Annotated in this window: 30 protein-coding genes and 1 tRNA gene; 20 read left to right on the forward strand and 11 right to left on the reverse strand. The window is 69.0% G+C overall.

Annotated elements, in window-relative coordinates:
• Positions 1–18 precede the first annotated feature (18 nt).
• Both QM517_RS16710 and QM517_RS16715 read left to right on the forward strand, forming a co-directional pair.
• Positions 19–462: a DUF805 domain-containing protein gene (locus tag QM517_RS16710; RefSeq protein WP_077052604.1), complete on the forward strand. Its 444-nt coding sequence runs from the start codon at positions 19–21 to the stop codon at positions 460–462.
• Between the two features lie 204 nt (positions 463–666).
• Positions 667–1,569: an NUDIX hydrolase gene (locus QM517_RS16715; protein ID WP_283289100.1), complete on the forward strand. Its 903-nt coding sequence runs from the start codon at positions 667–669 to the stop codon at positions 1,567–1,569.
• A gap of 92 nt (positions 1,570–1,661) precedes the next feature.
• Here the strand turns inward: QM517_RS16715 and QM517_RS16720 are convergent, their stop codons facing one another.
• Positions 1,662–2,045: an RNA-binding S4 domain-containing protein gene (locus QM517_RS16720; protein WP_283289102.1), complete on the reverse strand. Its 384-nt coding sequence runs from the start codon at positions 2,043–2,045 to the stop codon at positions 1,662–1,664.
• 39 nt (positions 2,046–2,084) lie between these two features.
• The gene (locus tag QM517_RS16725) at positions 2,085–2,663 is read right to left on the reverse strand and encodes a GNAT family N-acetyltransferase (protein ID WP_283289104.1); all 579 of its coding nucleotides are present in this window, start codon (positions 2,661–2,663) and stop codon (positions 2,085–2,087) included.
• A 144-nt stretch (positions 2,664–2,807) separates the two neighbouring features.
• Here QM517_RS16725 and QM517_RS16730 point away from each other — a divergent pair.
• From QM517_RS16730 to QM517_RS16755, 6 genes are all read left to right on the forward strand, one after another.
• Positions 2,808–2,881 (forward strand) — tRNA-Pro (locus tag QM517_RS16730).
• A 374-nt stretch (positions 2,882–3,255) separates the two neighbouring features.
• A complete protein-coding gene (locus QM517_RS16735; RefSeq protein ID WP_283289106.1) occupies positions 3,256–3,825 on the forward strand; it encodes a zinc finger domain-containing protein in 570 nt (189 codons plus the stop codon).
• Positions 3,826–4,089: 264 nt separating this feature from the next.
• Positions 4,090–4,887 carry a hypothetical protein gene (locus QM517_RS16740; protein WP_283289108.1) on the forward strand — a complete coding sequence of 266 codons (798 nt, stop codon included), beginning with the start codon at positions 4,090–4,092 and terminating at the stop codon, positions 4,885–4,887.
• The gene (locus tag QM517_RS16745; protein WP_283289111.1) at positions 4,880–6,007 is read left to right on the forward strand and encodes an XRE family transcriptional regulator; all 1,128 of its coding nucleotides are present in this window, start codon (positions 4,880–4,882) and stop codon (positions 6,005–6,007) included. Before QM517_RS16740 ends, QM517_RS16745 begins: the two co-directional genes overlap by 8 nt.
• Positions 6,004–7,182, forward strand: a complete 1,179-nt coding sequence (locus QM517_RS16750; RefSeq protein ID WP_283289112.1) for an SIR2 family protein — start codon at positions 6,004–6,006, stop codon at positions 7,180–7,182. Before QM517_RS16745 ends, QM517_RS16750 begins: the two co-directional genes overlap by 4 nt.
• Complete coding sequence (locus QM517_RS16755) at positions 7,179–8,888, forward strand: ATP-binding protein (protein WP_283289115.1); 1,710 nt, start codon at positions 7,179–7,181, stop codon at positions 8,886–8,888. The genes QM517_RS16750 and QM517_RS16755 overlap by 4 nt, the downstream gene beginning before the upstream one ends.
• Here QM517_RS16755 and QM517_RS16760 read toward each other — a convergent pair.
• A complete protein-coding gene (locus tag QM517_RS16760; RefSeq protein WP_283289117.1) occupies positions 8,867–9,370 on the reverse strand; it encodes a hypothetical protein in 504 nt (167 codons plus the stop codon). The genes QM517_RS16755 and QM517_RS16760 overlap by 22 nt on opposite strands.
• Before the next feature lie 154 nt (positions 9,371–9,524).
• Between QM517_RS16760 and QM517_RS16765 the strand changes: the two genes are divergently transcribed.
• From QM517_RS16765 to QM517_RS16805, 9 genes are all read left to right on the forward strand, one after another.
• Positions 9,525–10,619 (forward strand): MSMEG_0568 family radical SAM protein, encoded by a 1,095-nt coding sequence (locus QM517_RS16765; protein ID WP_283289119.1) that lies wholly within the window; start codon positions 9,525–9,527, stop codon positions 10,617–10,619.
• Complete coding sequence (locus QM517_RS16770) at positions 10,589–12,010, forward strand: MSMEG_0567/sll0787 family protein (protein WP_308208920.1); 1,422 nt, start codon at positions 10,589–10,591, stop codon at positions 12,008–12,010. Before QM517_RS16765 ends, QM517_RS16770 begins: the two co-directional genes overlap by 31 nt.
• 101 nt (positions 12,011–12,111) lie before the next feature.
• On the forward strand, positions 12,112–12,639 hold the full coding sequence (locus QM517_RS16775) for an MSMEG_0572/Sll0783 family nitrogen starvation response protein (protein WP_077052596.1): 528 nt from the start codon (positions 12,112–12,114) through the stop codon (positions 12,637–12,639).
• Between the two features lie 8 nt (positions 12,640–12,647).
• Positions 12,648–13,550: a carbon-nitrogen hydrolase family protein gene (locus QM517_RS16780; protein WP_283289123.1), complete on the forward strand. Its 903-nt coding sequence runs from the start codon at positions 12,648–12,650 to the stop codon at positions 13,548–13,550.
• 1 nt (position 13,551) lies between these two features.
• The gene (locus tag QM517_RS16785) at positions 13,552–13,842 is read left to right on the forward strand and encodes an MSMEG_0570 family nitrogen starvation response protein (RefSeq protein WP_303655743.1); all 291 of its coding nucleotides are present in this window, start codon (positions 13,552–13,554) and stop codon (positions 13,840–13,842) included.
• On the forward strand, positions 13,839–15,095 hold the full coding sequence (locus QM517_RS16790) for an MSMEG_0569 family flavin-dependent oxidoreductase (protein WP_283289126.1): 1,257 nt from the start codon (positions 13,839–13,841) through the stop codon (positions 15,093–15,095). The genes QM517_RS16785 and QM517_RS16790 overlap by 4 nt, the downstream gene beginning before the upstream one ends.
• Positions 15,096–15,119: 24 nt before the next feature.
• Complete coding sequence (locus QM517_RS16795) at positions 15,120–15,977, forward strand: carbon-nitrogen hydrolase family protein (RefSeq protein WP_077052593.1); 858 nt, start codon at positions 15,120–15,122, stop codon at positions 15,975–15,977.
• Between the two features lie 28 nt (positions 15,978–16,005).
• Positions 16,006–17,112, forward strand: coding sequence for an MSMEG_0565 family glycosyltransferase (locus tag QM517_RS16800; RefSeq protein WP_283289129.1), 1,107 nt, complete (start codon positions 16,006–16,008; stop codon positions 17,110–17,112).
• Complete coding sequence (locus tag QM517_RS16805) at positions 17,112–18,572, forward strand: AMP-binding protein (RefSeq protein WP_283289130.1); 1,461 nt, start codon at positions 17,112–17,114, stop codon at positions 18,570–18,572. Before QM517_RS16800 ends, QM517_RS16805 begins: the two co-directional genes overlap by 1 nt.
• A gap of 233 nt (positions 18,573–18,805) precedes the next feature.
• Here QM517_RS16805 and QM517_RS16810 read toward each other — a convergent pair whose 3' ends face one another.
• Positions 18,806–19,270 carry a MarR family winged helix-turn-helix transcriptional regulator gene (locus QM517_RS16810; RefSeq protein ID WP_283289131.1) on the reverse strand — a complete coding sequence of 155 codons (465 nt, stop codon included), beginning with the start codon at positions 19,268–19,270 and terminating at the stop codon, positions 18,806–18,808.
• Between the two features lie 181 nt (positions 19,271–19,451).
• Between QM517_RS16810 and QM517_RS16815 the strand changes: the two genes are divergently transcribed.
• Positions 19,452–20,285 carry a VOC family protein gene (locus QM517_RS16815; RefSeq protein ID WP_303655744.1) on the forward strand — a complete coding sequence of 278 codons (834 nt, stop codon included), beginning with the start codon at positions 19,452–19,454 and terminating at the stop codon, positions 20,283–20,285.
• Positions 20,286–20,303: 18 nt separating this feature from the next.
• Here the strand turns inward: QM517_RS16815 and QM517_RS16820 are convergent, their stop codons facing one another.
• Positions 20,304–21,557 carry a multidrug effflux MFS transporter gene (locus QM517_RS16820; protein WP_303655735.1) on the reverse strand — a complete coding sequence of 418 codons (1,254 nt, stop codon included), beginning with the start codon at positions 21,555–21,557 and terminating at the stop codon, positions 20,304–20,306.
• 46 nt (positions 21,558–21,603) lie between these two features.
• Here QM517_RS16820 and QM517_RS16825 point away from each other — a divergent pair, with 46 nt between their 5' ends.
• Positions 21,604–22,065, forward strand: a complete 462-nt coding sequence (locus QM517_RS16825; protein WP_283289134.1) for a MarR family winged helix-turn-helix transcriptional regulator — start codon at positions 21,604–21,606, stop codon at positions 22,063–22,065.
• A 115-nt stretch (positions 22,066–22,180) separates the two neighbouring features.
• Positions 22,181–22,438 (forward strand): hypothetical protein, encoded by a 258-nt coding sequence (locus QM517_RS16830; protein ID WP_283289136.1) that lies wholly within the window; start codon positions 22,181–22,183, stop codon positions 22,436–22,438.
• A 13-nt stretch (positions 22,439–22,451) separates the two neighbouring features.
• Here the strand turns inward: QM517_RS16830 and QM517_RS16835 are convergent, their stop codons facing one another.
• From QM517_RS16835 to paaA, 6 genes are read right to left on the reverse strand one after another with little or no spacing between them, the layout of a single operon-like run.
• Positions 22,452–23,237: an enoyl-CoA hydratase/isomerase family protein gene (locus tag QM517_RS16835; protein ID WP_283289138.1), complete on the reverse strand. Its 786-nt coding sequence runs from the start codon at positions 23,235–23,237 to the stop codon at positions 22,452–22,454.
• A 7-nt stretch (positions 23,238–23,244) separates the two neighbouring features.
• Positions 23,245–24,360, reverse strand: a complete 1,116-nt coding sequence (gene paaE / locus QM517_RS16840) for a 1,2-phenylacetyl-CoA epoxidase subunit PaaE (protein WP_283289140.1) — start codon at positions 24,358–24,360, stop codon at positions 23,245–23,247.
• Positions 24,361–24,362: 2 nt separating this feature from the next.
• Complete coding sequence (gene paaD / locus QM517_RS16845; protein WP_283289142.1) at positions 24,363–24,851, reverse strand: 1,2-phenylacetyl-CoA epoxidase subunit PaaD; 489 nt, start codon at positions 24,849–24,851, stop codon at positions 24,363–24,365.
• Positions 24,848–25,690 (reverse strand): 1,2-phenylacetyl-CoA epoxidase subunit PaaC, encoded by an 843-nt coding sequence (gene paaC, locus QM517_RS16850; protein ID WP_283289144.1) that lies wholly within the window; start codon positions 25,688–25,690, stop codon positions 24,848–24,850. Before paaC ends, paaD begins: the two co-directional genes overlap by 4 nt.
• Positions 25,687–25,992 carry a 1,2-phenylacetyl-CoA epoxidase subunit PaaB gene (gene paaB / locus QM517_RS16855; RefSeq protein ID WP_283289146.1) on the reverse strand — a complete coding sequence of 102 codons (306 nt, stop codon included), beginning with the start codon at positions 25,990–25,992 and terminating at the stop codon, positions 25,687–25,689. The genes paaC and paaB overlap by 4 nt, the downstream gene beginning before the upstream one ends.
• Positions 25,992–26,948 carry a 1,2-phenylacetyl-CoA epoxidase subunit PaaA gene (gene paaA / locus QM517_RS16860; protein ID WP_303655736.1) on the reverse strand — a complete coding sequence of 319 codons (957 nt, stop codon included), beginning with the start codon at positions 26,946–26,948 and terminating at the stop codon, positions 25,992–25,994. The genes paaB and paaA overlap by 1 nt, the downstream gene beginning before the upstream one ends.
• Positions 26,949–26,972: the final 24 nt, after the last annotated feature.

Below are 26,972 nucleotides of genomic sequence, written 5' to 3' on the forward strand. Positions count from 1 at the left end.
GCCGAAGGGGGAAGCATCATGTCCAGTTCCGTCAGCGCGCCGCCGCTCGACCAGCCGTACTACGGGGCTCCGCTGAGCGCGGCCGTCCGCCGGTTCTTCGCGAAGTACGCCACGTTCACCGGTCGCGCGAGCCGCAGCGAGTACTGGTGGTGGTGGCTCGTGGCCGCCGTCGTCAACTTCGTGCTGCAGATCCTCGCGCTGGTCACGGGAGGCCTCAAGGCCGGCTCGGACGGCGCCGTCGTCGTCGGCACGGGTCTCGGCATCGTCTTCCTCGTGCTGGTCATCGTCTGGGGGCTCGGGACGATCGTCCCCGGCATCGCGGTGCTGGTGCGGCGCCTGCACGACTCCAACCACAGCGGATTCTGGGTTTTCATCGGTCTGGTGCCGCTCGTCGGCGGTCTCATCCTGTTCATCTTCACGCTGCTCGGACCGAACCCCCAGGGTGCTCGCTTCGACCGGTAGTCCGTCGCGCGTCGTGCCGGGCGGCGGCCGGGGTCGCTGACGCGGGAGCCGCGAGACTGCATCCACCTGACATCGCCATTGCACACTGCAGTGGAATCGTCGGGGGGATGCAGTCTCGCCGTTCCGGCGGGGGTTTTCGCGGCGGACGGCGGCGTGTGACACGCGGGGCGTCTCGCGGGCTGTGGCTGTGCCAGGCTGGGGAGGATGACGATCCAACCCCCCGCCCCCGGTGAGCCGCGGCGTCCGCACGGACCCCGCGATCCCGGCGACGCCTGGGTCGAAGCGCCCACGGGCGAGCGCTACTGGGGACGCTTCGGCGCCGCAGGGCTGCTCGCCGTCGACGCGGAGCGCGGTGTTCTACTGCAGCATCGCGTTTCGTGGAGCCATTTTGGCGACACGTGGGCGTTGCCCGGTGGCGCGCGGCACCAGGGCGAATCCGCCCGCGACGGCGCGCTGCGCGAGTCGGCGGAGGAAGCGGGTGTCCCCGTGGATGCCGTGCAGCCACGGTTCGAGAGCGTCCTCGACCTTGGGATCTGGTCGTACTCGACGCTCGTCGCCGACGTGACCACGCCGTTCGAGCCGGTGATCAGCGACCCCGAGAGCGTGGCGCTCGAGTGGGTGCCGGTCGAGGAGGTGGCATCCCGTCCCCTGCACCCCGGGTTCGCTTCCGCGTGGCCGATGCTGCGCGACGCGCTGTCGGTGCGACCCGCGGTGATCGTCGACGTCGCGAACGTCGTGGGGTCAGTGCCCGACGGGTGGTGGAAAGACCGCGCCGGATCCGCCGAGCGGCTGTTGACGCAGCTCTCTCGGCTCGCGATCGACGGGATGGATGCCGAGCAGCTCGGCCTCTCCGCGACGCGCTGGTTCCCGTTCGTGTCGGCGGTGCTCGAGGGCGACGCGCGCGCGGCGGACGTGGACGCGGACCAGGTGGGCGTGTTCCGGGCTGCGGGTTCGGGCGATGACGAGATCGTCGCCGTCGCGCGCAAGCTCGTGGGGTCGTGGAACCCTGTCGTCGTCGTGACCAGCGACCGCGGGCTCGCGGCGCGTGTCGAGGAGCTCGGTGCGTCGGTGCGCGGGGTGCGGTGGCTGCGGGAGCAGTTGGGCTGAGGCCGGCGGCGTCGGCTCAGTGATTCGCCCGGGGGGAGTCGCGGGCGTGGGGTCGTGGCTGAGGTTGTGCGGATCGCTGAGGGTGCCCGGCTTCAGCCGAGGTCGCGCCCGCGGAGCTTCTCGATCTCGCGGCGGTCGCGCTTCGTGGGGCGTCCGGCGCCGCGGTCGCGGACGGGCACGAAGGGGGTGCTCTCGCGGGGCGGCGGCGGGGGAGTGCGGTCGTCGGCAGCCTCGGCGACGAGCGCGGCACCGACACGCTTCGCGATGGTCTTCTTCACCACGAGGATGCGGTCGAAACCCTGGATGCGCACGCGCAGCTCATCGCCCGGGCGGACCGGCTGGGCGGCCTTCGCGCGCTCGCCGTTGACGCGCACATGACCGGCGCGGCACGCCGTGGTCGCGGCCGACCGGGTCTTGTAGACGCGGATCGCCCACAGCCACGCGTCGACGCGCGCGGTGGGCGTGGCATCCGTCATCGAGGCTCCTTCGGGGAACCTCCATCGTAGGTGGGGGGATCAGTCGCGGAGCGTGAGGGACGCGAGCGCGCGGTCGGGCTGGGGGCGGTCGACCACGGTGAACCCCGCGTCTTCGAAGATCGACACCGTGCCGAGGTAGAGGTCGTTCACCGGGATCTTCGCCGCGGACGGGTCGCGCGGATACCCCTCGACGACGCGCGCGCCGCCCTCGCGGGCGGCGTCGACGGCGGCATCCAGCAGGTCGCGCATCAGCCCGCCACCGCGGTGGGCCTTGCGGACGACGAAGCACGTGACCGCCCAGACGCGGTCGTCGTCGAGCGGTTCGGTCGTGGAACCGGTGACGTTGCGTGTGCGGGCGAGTCGAGGCTGGGCCGTCCGCGGGCCGACACGCACCCACCCGGCCGGTTCGCCATCAACGTAGGCGATGAGTCCGGGTGGCAGGTCGCCGTCGAGTTCGGCGCGGAACATCTCGGTGCGGTCGGCGACCGACGCGTCCTTCCACGGACCGTTCGGCAGCAGCCACCACTGGCACTGGCACTCGGGACCGTCGCCGCTGTCGAGCGCCGTCTCGGCGTCGTCGAAGCGGTCGCCGGTCGCGGGGAGGATCTCGATAGCCATGCGGCGACCGTAGCGAGGGGGTCGGACACGGGCAAGGGATGCCGCGGGGGTTGCGGATCGGCGGGCGCACACGCCCGGGGCGCCGCTGGTTCGCGGGACGTGCGCGGAGCGGGTAAGATAATCGAGTTGCCCGCTCGCGGGCGACGGGATGTGGCGCAGCTTGGTAGCGCACTTGACTGGGGGTCAAGGGGTCGCAGGTTCAAATCCTGTCATCCCGACGGTTGAGGCCCGGATCCCCGCAGAAATGCGGGGGTCCGGGCCTCTTGACGTTGGTAGGCGACGCGGGTGCACGATGCCGCGAGCTGTCAGGTGATGGACACCCGCACCGACGGGCTGGCCCCGATCTAGGTCTCGAGCGGCGGGGAAGCTGCGGTAAGCTGCGGCGCGTATTCGATCGTTCTGGGGGAATCTGATGGTGGGAAGCCGAACCTGTTCGCACTGCGGGCGCTCTGGTCATGATCGTCGCACGTGCGATGTGCCTCCTAACGCGAGCGTGTGTAGCGTGTGCCACTTCCGAGGCCACGACAAGCGCAACTGCCCCCAGGCGTAGCTGGTCGGATCCCGGCGGTTCGTGTGAGGATCAGGGCGCTTCATGACGATCGGCTATGTCTACACCACCAGCAACGACATCAATGACTGGGTCTATGTCGGGCAGTCGACCCGGCTCGATCCGGACAACCTGCGGACCTATCTTGGTGGCGGGGACTACCTCAGAAACGCCATGGAAGAGCTGGGCCGCGAGCACTTTCACAAACGCATCGTCTCGTACCACGACACTCGAGAAGACCTGGACTACGCCGAGTTGCTGCTCATTGCGGAGATGCGCGCGGCCGGAGCGAACCTCCTGAATGGCGGCCGCGGTGGGCCGCGGTTTGAATGGCCGTTCATCAAGGCGATGTCAGAAAGGTTCGGCCCATCCGAATCGCGAGAGGGATGGCTCGCGACACTCAGAGACAACCAAGGAGAGGTGAAGCGGCTTCTCACCCTTGGCTATAGCGTGGCCACCGAAGCCGCCTACATCGAGCTTGAGATGCAGCTAATGGCCACCCAGAACCTCAGCGTGGCATGCGAGAAGTGCGGAGCCGACATAGGTGCTGTGTGCCGGACCAACACGGGAAACCCCGCGCGCAACCATGCGGCACGACGTTCAGCGTCGGTGTGAATACGCTTGCAAAATAGTCGCCCGACCGTGAGGTGAGCGAACTGCTCATGCTCCCCGCAGGGGTGCCAAGGTTTAGGCTCGCCACGGACTTGGCCGCCGTCGCGGCGGCGAGCACGTGACTTCGCGTCCGAAACTCGACCGGAGGTCGCTTGGGGCCCTTCGTCGCGATGCCTTGAAGAGTGTCTAGTTTGGGAGTAGTCCGATTTGACTCGCCCAGAGTGAAAAAAAACACGTGATGTACTGACCTCCGTGTATCTTTAGCGCATGACCGCAGAAGATGACACCCTCTCCGCTCTCCACGCCGCCGGGCTCCTGGATGTCCTGAAGTGGGGAGCACCGGTGGCGTTTGCTGCGACGGACCAGCTCTACGACGAGGACCAGGGGCACGATCAGGGTGTCGTGGGGTACCTCAACTTCAAGCACTTCAAAGACCTCATTGACCGGGCGACCGCGAATGGCCGCTTCAAGCTGGGTGAAGGGCTTGAGAGTCTCGGCGCTGATGTCCTCGAGCGTGGCATCACGCCGGAGGCGTTCAGCGCGATGCCGGTCCTGCCGACTGACGCGGTCGCTCGCAGGGACTACAAGCAGTCTCCGGGGTGGGCCATCGAGGACTACCGCGTCCTGCTGCAGTCCTATCCCTTCGGCAAGGTCGATGAGATCAAGTGGGGACAGCGCAGCACGGCAAAGAAGCGCGTGGCAGACCAGTTCTTCGACGACGGTAACGCGCTTTTCTCGCCCGAGGACTTTGGCCTCGAGACGATCCCGGGCATCCCAGACGACGACGACTTCGAGGGTGTCACCTTGATCGCGGCACACGCGTTCAATCCGACGACAAAGCAGTACGAGCTCTACATCGGTCAGAGCAAGAACCCAGTGTCCGCCGCCGACGCCTGCTGGTACTGGAGAGAGCCGCTGCTCTCCGGTGGCACTCCGATCGGCGGGACAGGTCTGCCGATCACGCCGCAGATGCCGACCGGTGGCGCGTCGACGGACGTCGAGGACGTGCCGGTGCGGATCAAGCGGACTGGCGCGGGCGAAGGGTCGGGCACCGCGAATGGCTGAGGTGCGTCGACCGTCCCAGACGCTCGCCACCGCAGCTTCGTTCTTCAACGGTGAGCGCCTCACCATGGCCCGTCAGCTCAAGGGGCTCAAGAAGTCCCACCTGGCAAGCCTTATCGAGATGTCGCCTGCCTCGGTGACGGCGTGGGAGAGCGGCGCCAAGCAACCCAACCGCGCGACGGTGGCGAAGCTTGCGCTGGCGCTCCGGGTCGAGCCGCAGTTCTTCGGGGGAGGTGCGCCCCCCAACGTCAGTAAGCCGAACTTCAGGTCGCTGCGCTCGACTCCGCAGGTTGCTCAGGATGAGGCCGAGGCGTACGGACGGTTCGTGGCAGAGATCACGGGAATGCTCGACAATGCCGTCGAATTCCCCGAGGCGCTCCTCCCAGATCTGCCAGTCGATTCTGACGAGCGGTCGATGACCCCGGAGCAGGCGGCACGGGAGGCCCGCGAGTACTTTGGCATCGCGCCGGGGCCGGTGCAGCACGTCGTGCGGCTTGCGGAGCGTAGTGGCGTTGTGGTGGTGTTCAGCGAGCCGGGTGTGGCCTCGATCGACGCGTACTCGCTGCACTCGGCAACTCGTCCGATCATCGTGCTGAACCCCGTGAAGGACGACTACTACCGACAGCGGTTCGACACCGCCCACGAACTCGGGCACTTGATCATGCATCACGATGCCGAGCCCGGTGGCAAGGTCGCAGAAGAGCAAGCTAACCGGTTCGCGTCCGAGTTCCTAATGCCGGCGGAGGAGATCGCGCCGTCGTTGCCTGCCTCCACTGCGGGAAAGGCGTGGGCCACACTTGCCGAGCTCAAGGAGTATTGGGGTGTCAGCCTCGCCGCGCTGCTCTATCGTTCTCGGGCCCTCGGGATCATGGGCGATGTCTCGTATCGGAACGCCGTCATCCGTATGTCGCAGAACGGTTGGCGCCGGGCAGAACCGGGACGGATCTCGTCGCTTGAGATGCCGTCGATGCTGCCGCGTGCTCGTGAGGTGCTGCGCGACGCTGGCGTCGACGAGGCGTCCTTCCTTGCAGGCTCGGGTCTGCCCGTCTGGCTTTATGCCATCGCGGCATCGAGAGTGCCTGCCTCCACGGTGACCTCGGAGAAAGAGAGCAGCACCGCATGACGCGCGATATCGAGGTGCTTGGCGGATACACCAAGGGCGCTTGGCAGTCGCTCGACGGAGCAAACGCGGGAGATCTAGATGCAATCGCTCTCCAGGAGGTGACGTCTCGCTCGCTCCGCGAAGAGCTCTCCTTGATCACGAATGCGGAGAATCTCGTGGTGCTCGCGGGTCTTGGCACCTCACTCGGGATTAAAAACTCGAAGGACGCAGGCAAGACTGCGCCAAAGATGTCGGACTTGTGGAGCGACGTAGAGAAGCTCAGTTCGTTCAAGTCGGCAAAGGCGACTCTCAATCCGGACCTCGTCAAGAAGCAGAACCTCGAGCATGTCCTATCTGATGCGCAGGCGCGCTTGGCGCTGAACCCTACGAGTGCCGAACTGGATGCGTTTGTTTGTGAAGCGGAGGACGTGGTTTGGCGGAGCTGCAGTTTCATCGACGATCACTCCGAGGTCGAGAGTCATGAGCTCTTCTTGCGGAAGGTCGCTCGCCGATCCACCCGCCTGCAGCGGACTCAGCTGTTCACGACGAACTACGATCTCGCGTTCGAACTGGCCGCTCGGCGGGCACGGTTCAATGTCATCGACGGTTTCGGCTATGGCGGCCAGGACTTCGATGGTGCGTCATTCGATCTCGACTACGTGCGCCGACGACCGCATGAGCCGCTCGCGCTGGAGCCCAGCGTGTTTCATCTTCTCAAGCTGCATGGCTCTGTGGACTGGGGAGCTACGGAAGCAGGTGTGAGCAAGGCTCCGGGACTTGAGAAGCCAGAGAATCCGGTGCTGATCTATCCGTCGTCTGCCAAGTATCAACTGTCGTATCAGCAGCCCCACCTCGAGTTCATGTCTCGGTTCCAGATCGCTCTTCGTCAGCCCGATGTCGGTTTGATCGTGGTTGGCTTCGGATTCAACGACGATCACTTGGTTGCGCCGATCGAAGCAGCGCTCCGCAGCAATATCGGCCTTCGCGCGGTCGTTGTTACCCCAGGAGCGCGCGACAAGAAGCGCTCCAGAACACTGGCCTGGTTCGAAGAGCTGATCGAACGCGGGGACCGGCGTCTCACCTTGCTTAACGGAACTTACGACGACCTCGTCAAGCTCCTCCCAGATATCCCTGCTCGCGACGAGAGAGACGCGCACGCCGACCGGGTGTCCGCGGACGGTGCCTCACGCTCATGATGGAGCTTCATCCGTTCAGCCCTGAGCGTCGGATCGGCCACGTCTACCAGGTGGAGGGGTCATTTGCTGACGTCGCGCTCATCGCGGCGAACAAGCTGCCGAGAGCCCACTTCGGTGAGTATCTCGGCCGTGGTGAGGTTGGCGAGTTTGTCGTCGTGGATGTCGGTGGCGTTGCTACTTTCGGGCGCCTGCTTCGCGTTGGTACCGCGCTCGGGCGTGCAGACGACGTCTCAGCTCAGGGCGACAAGAAGATTCCGATCGAAGGTCGAGTTCAGTTGCTTTCGACCCTCGAGCTAAGCGGGGCCACCACCCGAGGTATCTCGAAGTATCCGAAGGTCGGCGATGCCGTCTACGCCGCGAGTTCGGAGGCGATCCTCGCCGTCATCGGCGCCGCGTCTAGCTCGGATGCCGCAACGCTGCCGCTCGGGCGGCTATCCGTTGACGAGTCCGTTCCGGTTGCTGTTCCGCTCTCGCGCCTGTTTGGTAGGCACCTCGCAGTTGTCGGTGCAACTGGATCAGGCAAGAGCTGGACAGTCGGTCATCTTGCAGAGAGCGTTGCCGCGCTGCACGGCAAAATGATCCTGATCGATGCCACGGGGGAGTTCCGAACGCTCGCCGACAGGGCTACCCACCTGGCCTTCAGCTCGATAACAGGAGAGCCGCCAGGAACCGTCGCGGTCGGGATTCCCCACTACATGATGCGTGAGGCGGACAGGAATGCGTTCCTCAACCCCTCGAGTGGTTCTCAGCTTCCGCGACTGAGGGAAGCTGTTCGCTCCCTTCGACTGGCTAACGCAATCCGGGCGGATGGCGCCGCAGATCCTGCACATCAACGCATGGTTCAGGCCTCGGGCGAGATCGTCAAGCGCAATGGCACGATTGCAGTTCATCAGACCGCGTGCAACAAGTACATCGCAGCGGTAGAAGATCCAAACGCTCCTTTCGAAATTCGCCTGCTTGCTGCCCAGGTTCAGAACGAGTGCATCTGGGGCACGGATCGCAACAACGCGGCAAAGTTCGGTGACACCGACCAGGCATCTCTCGGCTACGTGGCATCGCTGGTCAGTCGAATCAGCGACTTGCTCCAGACGCCAGAGATCATGAACGTGATCGACCCTCCGGCGGGCGTGAGCAACGTCATTGAAGAGATCGAGAACTGGCTTAAGAACAAGAATCAGCATGTCCTACGCATCTCACTCAAGAACCTGACGTTCGCCAATCATCTGCGAGAGATTGTCGTCAATATCCTCGGGCAGACGTTGCTCACTTGGGCGAGGGGCGGTGCATATGCCTCGGCACCTGTCGTCGTTGCCGTGGATGAAGCGCACCAGTTCTTTGACGTCACAGTCGGGGACGAGTTCGCTAGCACTCACCTCAACGCCTTCGACGCGATTGCGAAGGAAGGTCGGAAGTACGGGCTCACCGTCTGCGTAGCCACTCAGCGGCCTGGCGACCTGCCAGCCGGCGTACTCAGCCAGGTCGGAATGACAATCGTGCACCGACTCGCGGATGGGCGTGATCGTCAGCGAGTTGAGCAGGCGGCTGCCGAACTTGATCACTCCGCCACGAAGCTTCTCCCGGGCCTCGTGCCTGGAGAGGCGATCTTGATGGGCGTCGACTTCCCCGTTCCTGTGAGCGTGCGGATTCAGAAGCCGGTGGCACCGCCAGCATCTGATGGCCCGAGCTACGACAGCTGGGGTGGATAAGTGAGGTGTGCACACTTATGCGGATTTGCCCGTGTCGGCTCACGTAGGACAACACCGGCCTTCAGGATGGCCGTCCGCATGGTCTCCTGGTTCACGTCGAGCCGCTTCGCGACCTGCGAGAGCGACAGCCCAGATTCGTAGAGGCGCGCTGCTTCACCGACTTGATCCTGCGTCAGCGGCTGTCGACGAACGACTACGCGTGCTTCTCGCAGAATCCGCAGGATCGTGGACTTGGCGACGCCGTAGTCCTGGGCCAATGCAGTCGATGTCACCCCGCTGCTGTATCTGCTGACCGCCGCGGCCTGCTGTTCTGCGCTCAGACGGTTCCAGCCGCGCTTCACGCGCGGTTGGAGCCTCCGCTCAGAATGCCCGATTCCAGCGGAAATCCGCTGAATCTCGGCGGCTGTAACAGAGGTCGTCGATTTATTGGAACAGAGGTAGACGATGTCGACAGTGGAGCCCTGATGAGGTGAAAATCTCATCAGGGCTTCGTCGTTTCTGGGGGCGGTGGAGACGCGGGACCCGCGCGGGCGCGAACCGGGCACCCCGCGGAAGCGACGCGGGCTGGCGACCGCGAAACGCGATCGCTATCCGACCGTCGTCGTATGGAAACACCGCGCGGTTCTACTGGACTGCATGGACAACGCGTCAGCCCTTGCACCGGTGGATCGTGACCGGGTCTCGACCCGTGTCAGCCTAGCTCTCCTCGGCGTCCGCAGCGACGCCCCCGTGCGCCGCACGGGTGGAGCGGGCCCCAGCGACGACGGTCACTTCGTCGTCGACGGGGAGGGGGCGGCAATCCCCCTCAACCCGAACAGTCCCTACGTGGTCACCGCGGCCGGCCGGCTGACACGCGACGGCGCCGACCTCGGATTCGACGTTGCGCCGGTGGTGCGGCCCCGGTTCTACGATCTCGAGACGGCCGAGGGGGTGGCCTACGACAAGATCGCGAAGCTGCACGGGAAGAACGTCCTCGCCACGACCGTCGTGCAGACGTGCGTGCGCTACGACGAGAGCGAGCGCTGCCGCTTCTGCGCGATCGAGGCGTCGCTCGACGCCGGCACGACCATCGCGGTCAAGACACCGGCGATGCTCGCCGAGGTGGCCGAGGCCGCGGTGCGTCTGGACGGTGTGACGCACATGGTCATGACCACCGGTACCTCCAACGGCTGGGACCGCGGCGCCAAGCATCTCGCCCGCTGCGTGCGTGCGGTGAAGGCCGCCGTTCCGGAGCTCGAGATCCAGGTGCAGTGCGAGCCGCCCGCCGATCTCCAGGCCATCACCGACCTCTACGACGCGGGCGCCCGGTCCATCGGCATCCATGTCGAATCGATGGACGACGACGTGCGTCGGCGATGGATGCCGGGAAAATCCCGCGTCAGCATGGACGAGTACCGCGCCGCGTGGCGTGAAGCGGTGCGGGTGTTCGGCTGGAACCAGGTGTCGACGTACCTGATCGTCGGCATGGGGGAGGACCCGGACGAAGCCGTGGAGGGTGCCCGCGAGCTCATCGAGATGGGCGTGTACCCGTTCGTCGTCCCCTTCCGTCCGCTCAAGGGCACGCTCGCGACCGACATCGACAAGGTCCCGGCTCCGCATCGCGCGGTCGTCGACGACATCACCTCGCGCGTGGCAGGACTTCTCCACGCCGCGGGGATGCGCGGCGAGGACCAGCGCGCGGGCTGCGCCGCGTGCGGGGCGTGCAGCATCCTCAAGACGGCGGGCGCGTGATGTTCGACGTGCCGGTGCTCACCGGTTCGCGCGCGCGGCTCGAGGTGCCGGCGTGGGAGATCCACGTCGCGGACGACGCCCGGACGCGCGCCTACCGCGCACTGCGGCGTGACGTCTTCGTCGACGAGCAGGGGCTCTTCGCCGCGAACGACCACGACGACATCGACGACGATCCGCGCACGGTGGTGCTGGTCGCGGTGACTCCGGCGGGAGACGTCTTGGGCGGGGTGCGTCTCGCCCCCGCGACGACGCGCGACATCGGATGGTGGACGGGAAGCCGTCTCGCGGTGCGGCGCGGCGCGCGCCACGCCGGGGGCATCGGATCCGCCCTGGTGCGCGCGGCGTGCCGCGAGGCCGTGGCCCGCGGGGTCATGAGATTCGAAGCGACCGTCCAGGACCGCAACGAGCCGCTCTTCCGGCACCTCGGGTGGGAGCGCTGGGGCGAGGCCACGGTCGCGGGTGCGCCGCACGTGCGGATGCGGTGGCCCATCGACCGGTTCGCAGCCCTCGTGCGGGCCACCAAGAACCCCCTCGGGGAGGTGCTGTCGGGGATCCGCGACGATCACCCCGACGGTCTCGGCGGCGCCGGCTGGATCGGTGACGACGGGGCCCTCGTCTCGGGAACCGACGTCGTCGTGGCGACCGACGCGATCCTCCCCGCCCTCATCGACAAGGACCCGGAGTGGGCCGGCTGGTGCGGGGTTCTCGTCAACGTGAACGATCTCTCGGCGATGGGCGCGCACGCGGTGGGACTCATGGATGCCGTGTCGGCGCCCACGGCATCCGCGGTCCGTCGCATCGTCTCGGGGCTGCGGAGCGCCGCGGTGGCCTGGGGCGTCCCGATCCTCGGCGGACACACCCAATGGGGAGGTGCGTCGTCGCTCGCGGTCACGGCCATCGGTCGGACGGCCCACCCCGTGCCCGGGGGAGGAGGACGACCTGGCCAGAGTTTGGGCCTCACGGTCGACCTGCATGGACGCTGGCGGCGCGGGTTCGAGGGCCGCCAGTGGGATTCGACCTCCACCCGTACTGGCGCGGAACTCCGCCATCTCGCGGGCGTCATTCCGGAGCATCGCCCCGCGGCGGCGAAAGACGTCAGCATGGCCGGGATCGTCGGGACGGCGGCGATGCTCGCCGAGGCATCCGGGACCGGTGCGCGCATCGACGTGGCCGAGGTCCCCGCCCCCGACGCCGCCGCGTTCGGCGACTGGCTCACCTGCTTCCCGGGCTTCGGCATGCTCACCGCGGACGCCCCGCCGATCTCGTCGCCGCTCGCGACGTCGTCGACGATCGGCTCGCTCACCGGTGCTCGCGGGGTGGTGCTGCGGTGGCCCGACGGCGTCGAGACCGTCGCCGTCGACGCCGGTGCCACCGGCCTCGGCCAGGCGTAACGCAACCTCATTCCGGCAGAAACCAATTCGAAACATCCCGCCGCGATTCTGATACCAGAACGCGCTCCATCCCCGGCTCCACCGACGTGAAGGACACGACCATGACCACCGACATCGACGCTCAGATCGCCGAGAACATCGCCAAGTCGCTCGGGGAGGTGCCCCACCCGGCCCTCCCGAAGGGCAGCAACATCTATGGCTCGACCAAGCTCTTCCCCGACTTCCAGGCCGAGGACGGCGAGACCTACTTCACGCTCATCCACGGCATCCCGCACGAGTCCTCGGTCAGCTTCGTCGCGATCCTCCAGGCGACGCGTGCTCTGCGCAAGGGCTTCGAGTCGGCGATCTACCTGTACGGCCCCGGCACCCTGGCCGCGACCGCCAACCGCGGCTTCCCGACCACGGGCGACGCGGGCTTCCCCGGCGAACTGAACATGAACAACTCGCTCGAGACGTTCATCAAGGAGGGCGGCACCGTCTACTGCTGCCGCTTCGGTCTCGCGCTCCACGGCATCCGGGAAGAGGACCTCATCGAGGGCGTCATCCCCGCGCACCCGCTCGACGTGCAGGACGCGCTCATCTACTACGCGCGCAAGGGCGCGATCATCAACTCGACCTACAACCTCTGAGGCCCGCCATGTCGATCACCGTCGCCTCCGTCTCGGCGAACTTCACCCGGGATCTGGAGCAGAACTACGCGCTCATCGCCGATCTGGTGGCCGAGGCGCGGGCCGCGGGAGTGTCGTTCCTGGCGTTCCCCGAGGCCGCGATCGGCGGGTACCTCTCGTCGCTCGGCAACCACGGCGACACGATCAAGACCACGACGAAGTCGATGCCGCCCGCCATCCGGCTCGACGGCCCCGAGATCGCCCGCGTGCAGGAACTCGTCGGCGACATGATCGTCACGATCGGGTTCTGCGAGCTGGCCGACGACGGCGAGACGCGGTACAACGCCGCGGTGTGCCTGGACGGCGAGAACATCTACGGCTCGTACCGCAAGGTGCATCAGCCGCTGGGCGAGAACATGTCGTACTCGGCCGGCGACACCTACCAGGCGTTCGACACCCCCGTCGGACGTGTGGGGATGCAGATCTGCTACGACAAGGCCTTCCCCGAGGCCGCGCGCATGCTCGCCCTCGATGGCGCCGAGATCGTCGTGAGCATGTCGGCCTGGCCGGCTGCCCGCACCGCGACCGCCGAGAACCTGCAGGACGACCGGTGGACCTACCGGTTCAACCAGTTCGACATCGCGCGCGCCCTCGACAACCAGGTGTTCTGGATGGCATCCAATCAGTCGGGCACCTTCGGGTCGCTGCGGTACGTCGGCAACGCGAAGGTCGTCGACCCGGGCGGCAACATCCTCGCCACGACCCTGCTCGGGACCGGGCTCGCGATCGCCGAGATCGACATCGAGGACACCTTCCGGGCGATGCGCGGGGGGATGTTCCACCTGCGCGACCGCCGCCCCGACGTCTACGGCCCGGTCGCCGAGACCACCGGCGCGCACGTCGAGGGATGGAAGGAGCTGGCCCGTGCCTGAGATGCGCTTCGCCGTCCGCTGGCCCGACGGCGCCGAGTCGTCGCACTACTCACCGAGCCTGGTGATGCACGACTACCTCTCGACGGGGGAGAGCTACGGCGTGGTCGACTTCGTCGCCCGCTCGAGCGAAGCGCTGGATGCCGCGGGCGAGCGCGTGCGCGCCGCGTACGGCTTCGCGTGCACATCCGCGATGGCATCCCGCGACGAGATCGCCCGGACGGCGGCCGCCTACGGCGCCGGCGAGGTCACGGTGCTCCTCATGGAACCGCCCCTTCCGGCGGTGGCGTCGTGATCCCCGTCGAGCTCCGGGCAGGAGACCACTATCCCGCCGTCATCGTCGGCGGCGGTCAGGCCGGTCTCTCGGTCAGCTGGCATCTCGTGCAGGCGGGCGTGGAGCACGTGGTCATCGAACGGGAGTCGGCGGCGCACGAATGGCGCGACGGCCGCTGGGACAACTTCACCCTCGTGACCCCCAACTGGCACTGCCGCCTCCCCGGCTACGCGTACGACGGTCCCGACCCCGACGGGTTCATGACACGCGACGAGGTCTACGCCTGGGTGCGCGGCTACGCCGACAGCTTCGACACGCCCCTCGCCGAGGGCGTGGAGGTGCGGCGGGTGGACCGCCGCGACGACGGGGTCTTCGTGGTGCAGACCAGCGTGGGGGAGATCACCGCCGACGCCGTGACCTCGGCGACCGGGGGATACCACCGGCCGATCACCCCGTCGTGGGCCGGCGCTCTGCCCGATCGGATCGTGCAGATGCACTCCCACCACTACCGCAACGCCGGGCAATTGCCGGGCACGGTGCTCGTGGTGGGCACCGGGCAGTCGGGGACGCAGATCGCCGAGGACCTCCACCTCGAGGGGCGCCGCGTGCATCTCGCCGTGGGGCGCGCCCCGCGCGTGGCGCGGTTCTACCGAGGACGCGACTGCATGACGTGGCTCGCCGACATGGGCGTCTACGACGTACCGGCGGGTGCGCAGGCCGCGGCGAAACGCGCCGCGACCAATCACTACGTCACCGGGCGCGACGGCGGTCGGGACATCGACCTGCGGACCTTCGCCGCACAGGGGATGGGTCTGCACGGTCGGGCCACGGGCGTCGCCCGCGGCGCCCTCGCCTTCGACGACACGCTCGCGGCCAACCTCGACCACGCCGACTCGGTGGCCGAGTCGATCAAGAACGACATCGACGCCTACATCGCCCGCGAGGGGATCGACGCCCCCACCGAGGAGCGCTACCGACCGGTGTGGGCGCCCGACGGGGGTCCGACGACGCTCGACCTCGACGACGTCGACGCCGTCGTCTGGGCGATCGGCTTCCGCGCGGACTGGTCGTGGCTCGGCGACCTCGGCGTGCTCGACGTCAGCGGCCACCCCCAGCACGAGCGGGGGACCACCGCGGTGCCGGGATTCTCGTTCGTCGGGCTGCCGTGGCTGCACACGTGGGGGTCGGGGCGCTTCCACGCGATCGCCCGGGATGCCGAACACGTCGCCGCCTCGATCGTCGCGGCGTCGCGGGACGTCCTCGCGGTGCGCTGAGCGGCTACCGCGTACTCTCGGGGAATGGCATCCGTCACGATGGCTGCGGTGGCGGCCCATTTCGGTCGCGACGTCGAACGCACGCTCGCCAAACTCCCCGGCATCGTCGAGGACGCCCGCGGGCGCGGGGTCGATCTGCTCGTGCTCCCGGATGCCACGATCGGCGGCTACCTGCTTGACCTCCACCACCCGGTGGAGGAAGGCGACGGCATCCCGCACTCGGTCGAGATCGACGGGCCCGAGACGGCGGCGATCATCGCCCTGGCCGGCGACATGACGGTGTGCTTCGGGATCGCCGAGCGCGCGGTCGAGAACGGTCGGGAGCGGCGCTACAACACAGCGGTGTGCGTCACCGGCGACGGCGTGCTCGGCGTACATCGCAAGGTGCACCTGCCGCTGGGGGAATCCGACGTGTACGCCGCGGGCGAGGAGTTTCGCGCGTTCGACACCCCGGTCGGACGGATCGGCATGCTCATCGACTTCGACAAGACGTTCCCCGAGGCGGCGAGGTCGGTGGCGCTGGACGGCGCGGAGATCATCGCGTGCCTGAGCGCGTGGCCGGCCAGCGTCACCGACCGCTCCGACCGCATCCGCAACGACCGCCAGGCGCACCTGTTCGACCTGTACGACTGCGCGCGCGCCGCCGAGAACCAGGTCTACCTGGTGTCGTCGAATCAGACGGGCGTCCTCGGCGGACTGCGGTTCCTCGGCCAGGCGAAGGTCGTCGACCCCGCGGGCGAGATCGTCGCCAAGACTTGGGCGAAAGGCGGCCTCGCCGTCGCCGAGGCCGACGTCTCCGCCGACGTCGCCCGGGCGCGACGCTCGCTCAACCACCTCGCCCAGCGTGCCGAGCACGCCTACCGGCTGACCGCACCGGCGTAGACCGCCCGCAGCCGCGGAAAGGACGATCATGCGCATCGCGCAACTGACCTACTCCACCAAACCCCGCGGCGGGGTCGTGCACACCCTGGCGCTCGCCGAGGCGCTCGCCGCGTGTGGCCACGACGTCGAGGTGTGGACGCTCGGGCGCGGCGACGACGCGGCGTTCTTCCGTCCGGTCGACCCGCGGGTGCGCGTTCGCGTGGTGCCGTTTCCTCCGCGTGACGGCGAGGGCGTGGGCGAGCGCATCGAACGGTCGATCGAGCTCCTGGCCGCCGCCCTCGACACCGCGGCGGACATCGTCCACGCGCAGGACTGCATCTCGGCGAACGCGGCGCTGCGCCGTGGCATCCCGGTCGTCCGGACGATCCATCATCTCGACGCGTTCACGACCCCCCAACTCGTCGCCTGCCACGACCGCGCCGTGATCGAGCCGGTGGCTCGCCTGTGCGTCTCGCACGCGGTCGCACGGGAGGTGGAGCGCGACTACGGCGTGCGTCCCGCGGTCATCGCGAACGGGGTGGATGCCGAGCGCTTCGGGGCCGCGGCCGGCGTCGACGGGGATGCGGGACGCGCCCGGTGGGCATCGCAGCTCGGCGACTACATCCTGGCGCTCGGGGGGATCGAACCGCGCAAGGGCTCGATCGATCTGCTCGAGGCGTACGCCCTGGTGCGGGAGACGCGCCCCGACGTCCGGCTGGTGTTCGGGGGCGGGGAGACGCTCTTCGACTACCGCGACTACCGCGCGCGGTTCGAAGCGCGGGCGGCGGAGCTCGGCATCGAGCCCACGGTCCTCGGACCCGTCGACGACGACGCCCTGCCCTCCCTCGTCGCCGCGGCCCGCGCCCTGGCGTTCGTCTCGACGAAGGAGGGCTTCGGTCTCGCCGCGATGGAGGCTCTCGCGGCATCCGTCCCCGTCGTGGCGCGCGATCTGCCGGTGATCCGCGAGGTGTTCGGGAACACCGTGCTCTACGCCTCGACCCCGACGGAGATCGCCGAGCGGTTCGACGCGCTGCTCGGCGGTGGCGCCGCGACGGACACCCCGGCGGGGGTCGCCCTCGCCCGCGCGCACACGTGGGACCGCGCCGCGCGCGCGCACGAGGAGTTCTACGCGCGCCTGCCGATCGGCAGCCACTGATGGCGACGCGCACCTTCTCGGCGATCCTCGCCGCCCGGGCCGCGGCCGACCCCGACGAGCCGATCGTCGTCGATGCGGAGGGAACGATGACGGCGGGGGAGTTGGATGCCGCGGCGTCGACGCTCGCGCACGCACTCGTCGACCGCGGTGTCCGGCAGGACGACCTCGTGTCGGTGTCGCTCCCGAACGGCCGCGACATGGTGACGGCCTGCTTCGGGAGCTGGCGGGCGGGGGGCACCCCGCAGCCGCTGTCGAGCGACCTCACTCCGTCGGAGCGGGCCGACCTCGAGGCGCTCGCTCGCCCGGCCGCCGCGATCGGCGTGCAGCCCTCGTCGGATCGCGTCGCCTGGCTGCCCGATGTGCGCCTGCCCGCGCGGACCGGCCCGCTTCCCGACCTGGCGGCGTCGTGTTGGAAGGCGCCGGCGAGCTCGGGATCGACGGGGCGACCGAAGATCGTGCGCGCGGCAGCACCCGCGACCCTCGACCCGTCGCGACCGGTCGCCGAGTTCCTTCCCCGGAGGGCGACGCAGATCGTCGCCGGGCCGCTCTGGCATTCCGCGGTCTTCACGTACGCGTTCCGCGGTCTGCTCACGCAGCATCGCCTGGTGATCCTCGACCGCTTCGACGCGGCTCGCTGGATCGACGCGGTCGAGGCGAATCGAGCCACGTGGGGACTGCTCGTGCCGTCGATGATGGCGCGGTTGTTGCGCCTCCCACCCGAGGTGCGCGCGGTCGAGCGGGTCGCGAGCATCGAGAGCGTGCTGCACATGGGCGCGCCGTGCGCTCCCGCCCTCAAGAGCGCGTTCCTCGACTGGATCGGACCCGAGCGCGTCGACGAGGTGTACGCCGGCAGCGAGTCCAACGGCCTCACCCGCATCACCGGGACGGAATGGCGGGAGCGCCCCGGGAGCGTGGGGCGACCGATCGCGGGAACCGAGATCCGCGTCCGCACCGAGAATGGCACCGACGTCTCCGCCGGCGAGAGCGGTCTGGTGTGGATGCGACGGGGCGACGCGGCGGCGTACTCGTACGTGGGCGCCTCATCTCGCCGTGACGACGACGGGTGGGACACGCTGGGCGACATCGGACACGTGGATGCCGACGGCTATCTGTTCCTGCACGACCGGGCGGACGACATCATCAATCGCGGCGGCGACAAGATCGCTCCCGCCCTGGTCGAGGCCGCGCTGGAGTCCCACCCCGCGGTGGAGGAAGCCGTGGCGTTTGGCGTCGCCGACGACGACCTGGGGCAGGTCGTGCACGCCGCGGTCCGCCTCTCCGACGCGGAAGCCCTTCCGCTCGTCCTGGCGGAGGCTCGGGCCGGGCTCGGCCGGCGGGCGCCCGTCGCCCTCCACCTGTGGCCGACGCCGTTACGGAACGCCGCGGGGAAGGTGCGGCGGTCGGCGCTCGCCGCGCGCATCGGTGGCGGCGGGGACGACGCGCTGACGAGCGACCGCTGAGGGGCGCGACGCGCGTGCTCGTGCGCGTCCCCCGGTGGCGATCGCGGCATCCATGTCTCGTTCCTCCTCTCCAATGAGCGTCCACGAGAACCGGCGCGACGCGCGTCGTCATGTGGCGACGTGGCGCAGGAACGCCTCCGTCGCGTCCAGGCATCGACGAGATCACGGGACTCGCGGAGCTGACCCACGACGCGCGGGGCAACCGCGTGCGCGCGATCTGAGAGTCCGACGCGTCAGTGAGCCTCGGTGGCCGACTCGGAGCCGCCCTCGAGCCGCCCCCGGATGACCGCCGTGATCTCGGCGAGGGCGTCGAGCTGCGCCGGAGTGAGCGCATCCACGACGAGTCGTCGCGCCGTCTCGATGTGCCGCGGGGTCGCGCGGATGAGGTCGCGGCGGCCGTCCGCGGTGAGGCGGACATCGGTCGCGCGCCGATCCTCCACGGAGGCGAACCGCTCGACGAGTCCGCGCTTCTCCAACCGCGCGCACACGTGCGAGAGGCGGGGGAGAGTGGATGCCGTCTCCGCGGCGAGCGCGGACATGCGGAGCGTCTGCTCGGGGGTGAACCGCAGCACCGTGAGCACGGTGAACTCGAAGTGGGTCAGTCGCGAGTCGCGCTGGAGCTGTGCGTCGAGCGCGGCCGGAAGAAGCTGGCTGACGGTGACCAGCCCCACCCACGCCGCCGACTCTTCGGGGGTCATTCGGGGTGCCTGGAATACCACGCGCCCATCCTAGGTTAGTTGTAGCGACAACCAATCGCCCGAGCGGTTGCGACGACACGGACACAGGGAGCGCCTCGTGGATCAGGCATCGACACACTCAGCCCCGTCGTGGAGCGCGCCGGCCGTGCCGACTCCCGGCGCGGCGCCGGACGGCACGCGCATGGACACCGTCGAGCTGCTCGTCAGCGACCTCGACGCGATGACCGACTTCTACCGGCGCGCGGTGACGCTCGACGTCCTCGACCAGACCGGAGCCACCGCGACCCTCGGGCGCGGCGGTCTCGCGTCGATCGTGCTGCGGCAGGAGAAGGACCTGCCGGGCCGCGACAGTCGTGGCGCGGGGCTCTACCACACCGCCATCGTGTTCCAGGATCAGGCGCGGCTCGCTTCCGCCCTGGCATCCATGGCCCAGCACGCCGGGCAGTTGTACGAAGGCTCCGCCGACCACCTCGTCAGTGAGGCGTTCTACTTCCACGATCTCGAGGGCAACGGACTCGAGCTCTACCGCGATCGCCCGCGCGACGAGTGGACGGTCCACGCCGACGGCAGGGTGCAGATGGGGGCGGAGTTCCTCGACCCGAACCAGTTCCTCCAGCGCTGGTACGACCCCGCGGTCGAAGAGAACGGGACGGATGCCACGGCCGCCATCGGACACGTGCATCTCCAGGTGGGGGACATCCCGACGGCGCGCCGCTTCTACCAGGGCATCCTGGGGTTCGACGTGACCGCGGACCTGGGGTCGGCGCTGTTCCTCTCCGCCGGCGGGTATCACCACCACCTCGGCATGAACACGTGGCACAGCGCCGGCGCCGGGCCCCGCGCCGCGACCCTGGGGCTCGGCGACGTGCGCATCCTCGTGCCCACTCGCGACGACGTCGAGGCGTTCGCCGAACGCGTGCGCGACCACGGCATCGCCGCGGCCGACGACGGTCGCACCCTGCGCCTCACCGACCCGTGGGGGACGCGCCTCGCGATCGCCCCCGAACTCGGGTGACGCCCGGCCGCGCCGCGGCTACTGCGCGCGCGTGACGCGGGTCGAGCGTCCCCGGGTGATCGCGAGGGCCACGACGGCGACGACGGCTGCCGCGAGCATGACGATCGCCAAGGGCGCCGCGGTGTCCTCGCCGCCGACGCCCACGAGCGGGGAGACCAGGGCGGCGAGTCCGAATTGCAGGGCGCCGAGCACCGCCGAGGCGCTGCCGGCGACCTGGGGCACCGCGCCGAGAGCCAACGCGGTCGCGTTGCCGAAAACCAGACCGAGCGACCCGATCGCCGTGAGCAACGGCACCGCGAGCCACAGCGCGGGCGCGCCCGAGAAGACGAGGATGGCGAACGCGATCGTCGAGGCCGTCACGAGCGCGAGCCCGAGCGTCAGCACGCTTTCGACCGACCGGGTCGCGGTGAGCTTGGACGACAGCACGCTCACGGCCATGAGCGCGAGCGCGTTCAGGCCGAACAGGAGCCCGTAGCCGACGGTGTCGAGCCCGAGCATGTTCTGGTACACGAACGGGGATGCCGAGATGTACGCCATCATCACCGCGAACCCGAAGGCGAACACCATCGTGTAGCCCAGGAACGCCCGCGATCGCAGCGCGCGCAGGGGCGACCCGGAGGCGGCACGCTCGGCGCGCAGCGCGTCGCGGCGCGTCCGCAGGTGCGTCTCCCGCACGACCACCAGCACGGAGACGAACATCGCGACCGACAGTCCGAGGACGATCCCCAGGAGCCCTCGCCAGCCGAGCGGCCCGGTGAGCAGTCCGCCCAGGAGCGGGGCAACGACCGGGGCGACGCCGCCGACGAGCATCATGAGCGAGAACGCGCGGGCGGCGGACTTCCCGGTGGCGAGGTCGGAGATGACGGCACGGCCGATGACCATGCCGGCCGCGCCGCCGAGACCCTGGAACAAGCGCGCGGCGATGAGGACGCCGACATTCGGCGCGAAGACGGCGACCACGCTCGCGACGACGCAGAGCGCGGCTCCGAACACGAGGGGCGGCACGCGACCGAATCGGTCGGAGAGCGGGCCGAAGACGAGCTGGCCGGCGGTCACGCCGACGAGGAAGGCGGTCAGCGTGAGCTGGACGGCCGTCGCGGACGCCGTCAGGTCGGTGGTCATCTGCGGGAAGGCCGGGAGGTACAGGTCGGTCGCGAACGGGGCGACAGCGCTCAGGAGGCCGAGGACGAGCAGGAGAGGCATCGTGATGTCTCTCGACGGCGAGGAGGAGGCGGCCGCGGGGATGCGGAGGGAGGCGGTGTTCGTCGTCATGGTTATGAAAGCATAACTGAATTCTCTCCGATGGTACAGTGGCCCGGTGAAGCCCGCGGTCTCCGATGGTGTCCTCGCCGCGTTCGCCGACGTCGTCATGCGTATCGCGCGTGAGATCGATCCGAACGGTCCCCACGGACTCGACATCGTTCCGCTCACCGGGACCGAAGCGCTCGTGATGCGATGGGTGCACCACAATCCGGGCACCTCGCCGAGCGCCGTGGCCGAGGCCACCGCGCTGCAGCGCAGCAACTGCAGCGTCGCGCTCCGCTCGCTGGTGGCGAAAGGCATGATCGAACGCCAGACGGCGCCGGATGACGCGCGGGCGGTCCGCCTGCTCCCGACCCCTCTCGCCGACCGGAGCGTGGAGAAGCTGCACGCCTACTGGGCCGACCGTCTGCGCGCCGCCCTCGACGACGACCAGAAGGGGTTCGCGGATGCCGCCGAGCTCCTGATCCGCGTCGAGGACGGGCTGCGCCGCCACCCCGCGGCACCCGTCTCGGACTGAGCCGGTTCCTCGGTGCGCCTCGCGCGGGTGTTACGTCCGGCTACGCCGCGGATCGCCCGCACCCACGGCATCCCGTAGCTTCATCTCACCGAATCCCTCGAAGGCAGGTGAAGCCATGTCCCGCACGATCTCGTCGACAGTCCACCCGATCCAGCGCTGCATGGCATCCGCCAACCCGAGCGCGTGGTGGGACGCTCTGGTCGTCGCCGCCGACAGCGCGGGCGTGACCCTCGCCCTGCTCGACGGATCGACGGTGCGCCTGCGGGTCGTCGGCCCGTCCGTCGACATCGCAGTGGGGGAGCCCGTGGCCTACCACCCGGTCGCGGAACTGCTCAGCGCGACGGCGGTCGTCACGACCGCTCGCGTGGCCTGAACGCGAAGCGGCGTCAGCGCCCGCGGAACGTCGGCTTCCGCTTTGCCTGGAACGCCGCGAACCCCTCGCGATAGTCGTCTGAGTCGCACAGCTCGGCCTGGGCGCGGTTCTCCAGCTCCAGAGCCTCCCAGAACCCGACCCGCGGGTCGCGCAGGCGGGCGACGAGCCGCTTGCTCTCGAGGAACGCGCGGGTGGGGCCGGATGCGGCCGTCGTCGCGGCACCGTGGGCGATCGCCTGCAGGTCGTCCGGGGGCAGTGCGCGCGAGAACAGTCCGGAGCGCACCGCTTCCTCCCCCGACATGAGCTGCCCCGAGTAGATGAGATCCAGCATCCGGTGCGCGCCGAGCCGGTCGAAGAACAGCGCGTGTCCGCCCGAGTCGAGCGTGGCGCCGAGGGCGGCGAACGGCGAGCCGATCTTGGCGTCGGCGGAGACGTACACGACATCCGTCGCGATGAGCAGCCCCAGTCCGACGCCGAGGCTCGCCCCCTGCGCCGCCGCGAACGTCGGTGCGGGGAACTCCGCCATGCGCCGCAGGAGCGGGGTGAGGAGGCCGTCGAGATACCCCCCTACGTCATCGCTCCGCGGGTCGACCTCCGAGATGTCGCGGCCGGCGCAGAACGCGCGGCCCTCGCCGCGCAGGAGCAGCGCACGCACGCCGTCGGCTTCGGCCCGCGCGTAGGCCGCGTCGAGATCGAGCAGGGCCTGCTCGTTCAGGGCGTTGAGCTTCCCGGGACTGTTCAGGGTGATCACGGCGAGCGTGGCATCCGTCCCGGCTTCTTCGAGGGCGTAGTCGATCACGGGAGCCTCACACGTCGTAGTCGACGACGACGCGATCGCTCGTCGGGTGGGACTGACAGGTCAAGACGTACCCGCGCTCGAGTTCGTCGGGTTCGAGCGCGTAGTTCTCGGTCATGTGGACGCTTCCGGACACCACCCGTGCGCGGCACGTGCCGCACACCCCGCCCGCGCACGCGAACGGAACGTCGGGACGTGCCCGCAGGGCCGCCGTGAGGATCGACTCGTGCGCGCTGACGGGCGATGTCACGGTGGCCGAGGTCCCGTCCAGGGTGACCTCGATCGACCGCACGGGTTCGTCGTCACGCACCACGACGGGTGTGCCGCCCGAGCCGCCCGACGGAGCCTCTCCGGTCGTGAACAGTTCGAAACGCACGTCCGCGGCGGCGACGCCGACGCTCGCGAGCACCTCGCGACACAGCTGGACGAGGTCGAGCGGGCCGCACAGGAACCACTCGTCGACGGTCTCGGGACGCACCAGCGACGACAGGATCAGGCGGAGCCGGTCCTCGTCGATCCGCCCCGAGAGCACGGGCGCGGTTCGCTGCTCGCGGGAGAGCACGTGGTGGATCGCGAACCGCGTCGGGTAGCGGTCCTTCAGGTCGGCCAGCTCGTCGACGAACATCACGTCGGTCGACGAGCGGTTCGTGTACAGCAGGGTGAACGTCGACGTCTCCGACACGGAGAGGAAGAATGCCGCGAGCGCCATGATCGGCGTGATCCCCGAGCCCGCGGCGATGCCGACGATGTTCCCCGTCGACACGTCGGGCCGCATCGAGACGAATGTGCCCTGCGGGCTCATGACGTCGATCTCGTCTCCGGGGCGCAGTTGCGTCTGCGCCCAGGACGAGAAGCGTCCGCCGGGGTCGCGTTTGATGCCCACCGCGAGCATCCCCGGGGTCGGGGGGCGGCAGATCGAGTAGGACCGCCGGACCTCCTGGCCGTCGATCCTCGCGCGGAGGGCGACGTACTGCCCGGGGGCGTAGTCGAAGGCGTCGGCGAGGGCCTCGGGCACGGTGAACGTCACCTCCACGGCATCCGCCGTCAGGGGTCGGACGTCGGCGACGCGCAGAGTATGGAATCGCGCCCGGCGGCGCCCGGTCGTGCGGACCTCGGTCAACGTCATGCTCAGTGCACCTTGAAGTGGTCGAAGGGTTCCCGGCACTCGACGCACTCGTACAGCGCTTTGCACGAGGTCGAGGCGAAGCGGGAGATCTCGCGGGTGTCGAGTGATCCGCAGCGCGGGCACCGGACGCCGATGCGCAGGCGGATGGGCCCCACGGCGGCGCGACCCGTCGGCGGGGCGATGCCGTACTCGATGAGCTTGCGCTTGCCGGCGTCGGTCATCCAGTCGGTCGTCCACGCGGGGGCGAGCACGGTGCGCACGCGCACGTCGTCGAAGCCGGCGTCGGTCAGGGCGAGGACGAGGTCGGCGCGGATGGTGTCCATCGCGGGGCACCCCGAATACGTCGGGGTGATCGTGACGACGACGGCGCCCTCGCGCATCTCGACGTCGCGCAGCACCCCGAGGTCGTCGATGGTCAGCACGGGAACCTCGGGATCGCAGACGGATGCCGAGACCCGGCGGGCCCGGTCGAGATCGGTGTCGGCGCTCACCACGTCGCTCCCGGGTGCTGCCGTGCGAGGACCTGCATCTCGGCGAGGAGGAAGCCGAGGGTCGGGAAGTGCCTTCCCTCGCGCCCCCTGCCCGAGGCGATCGGCGACCGGGGGACGTCGAGCCCCTCCTCGGCGAGCACCGCGTCGATGACGCCGTCGAACCGGCCCCGCAGACGCGACGGGCGCACCGCCACCCCCTCGAGGTCGTCGATGAGCGCGTCGTCGCGGAACAGCTCGTCGACGTACGGCCACATGTCCGTCAGGCCCGCGATCATGCGCTCGCGGGAGAACGCGGTGCCGCCGGCGAGGCGCAGGGTCCACTGCACGGCGTGATCGCGGTGGTAGTCGACTTCCTTCACGGCCTTGCCGGCGATGGCGGCGAGCCCGGGATCGGCGGATGCCGCGAGCTCGCTGTACAGCTCGTACTGGTACACCGAGGCGATCAGCTGACGTGCGATGGTGTGGGCGAAATCGCCGTTGTCCTGTTCGAACAGCCACGCGCACCGGAACTCGGGTTCGTCGCGGAAGTAGGCGAGATCGTCCTCGCTGCGTCCGTCGTACGACCCGGCGAAACGCAGGAGCGATCGGGCGTGTCCGAGCAGGTCGAGGGCGATGTTGCCCAACGCCACGTCCTCCTCGAGTTCGGGGGCGTTCGCGATCCAGCGCGAGAGCTGCTGCGAGAGGATCAACGCGTCGTCGCCGAGGCGCAGGGCGTACTCCGCGACCTCCGCGGTCCTCGCCCGCTCGGCCGCGCCCTGCAGCTCGTCGGACAGTGTGTGCACGTCGACGGACACGTCGCCGTGCGGATCGTCGATGTCGGTCGTGTCGTGAGCGGTCATAGGTGGGGCACCCCCTCCGACGCCGTGTAATGGACGGCGTGACGGTAGTTCTTGCCCGCGGGCGACTCGAAGAACGCGCCCTTGGATCCGGGATCGCTGGTCGTGACGGCATCCGAGGGGACGACCCAGATCGAGACGCCTTCGCTGCGCCGCGTATAGAGATCGCGGGCGTTGCGGACGGCGAGATCGGCATCGGGCGCGTGGAGCGAACCGACGTGCACGTGGCTCAGGCCGCGGTTCGCGCGGACGAAGACCTCCCACAGCGGCCAGGTCTCGGTGGGGTCAACGCCGGGCGTGGGCATCAGGCCGCCGCCTCGGTCATGACCGCGGACTTCTTCGCGGCGTACGCGGCGGCCGCTTCGCGCACCCAGGCGCCCTGCTCGTGCGCGTCGCGACGATTCTGGATGCGCACCGCGTTCATCGGCCCGCGACCGGCGATGACCTCGTGGAACTCGGTCCAATCGATCTCGCTCGTGTGCCAGCGCTCCTCCTTCTCGTCCCAGCGCAGTTCGGGGTCGGGGAGGGTGACGCCCAAGACCTCGGCCTGCGGGACGAGCATGCCGATGAACCGCTGACGCAGTTCGTCGTTGGAGAACCGCTTGATCTTCCACGCCGTGGACTGCGCCGAGTTCGGCGACTGGTCGTCGGGCGGTCCGAACATCATGAGCGAGGGCCAGTACCAGCGGTTCACGCTCTCCTGCGCCATCGCCCGCTGGGCGTCGGTGCCGCGCATCAGCGTCAGCAGGATCTCGAAGCCCTGCCGCTGGTGGAACGACTCCTCCTTGCAGATGCGGACCATCGCGCGTCCGTACGGCCCGTAGGACGCCCGGCACAGCGGCACCTGGTTGCAGATCGCGGCGCCGTCGACGAGCCAGCCGATCGCGCCCATGTCGGCCCAGGTGGGGGTCGGGTAGTTGAAGATCGAGGAGTACTTGGCGCGGCCCTCGATGAGCTGGCGGGTCATCTCGTCGCGGGTGATGCCGAGCGTCTGCGCGGCGGAGTAGAGGTACAGGCCGTGGCCCGCCTCGTCCTGGACCTTCGCCATCAGGATCGCCTTGCGCGCGAGGCTCGGCGCGCGGGTGATCCAGTTCCCCTCGGGCTGCATCCCGATGATCTCGGAGTGCGCGTGCTGGGAGATCTGGCGGATGAGCGTCTTCCGATACGCCTCGGGCATCCAGTCCCGGGGCTCGATGCGCTGATCGGCGGCGATGAGCGCGTCGAACTCGTCCTGGAGTTCGGTCGGAGTGGGTGCGGTCATTGTCTGCTCCTCGGTGGCGGTGTT

Source organism: Microbacterium sp. IEGM 1404 (genome assembly GCF_030056775.1).
Taxonomy (GTDB): Bacteria; Actinomycetota; Actinomycetes; order Actinomycetales; family Microbacteriaceae; genus Microbacterium.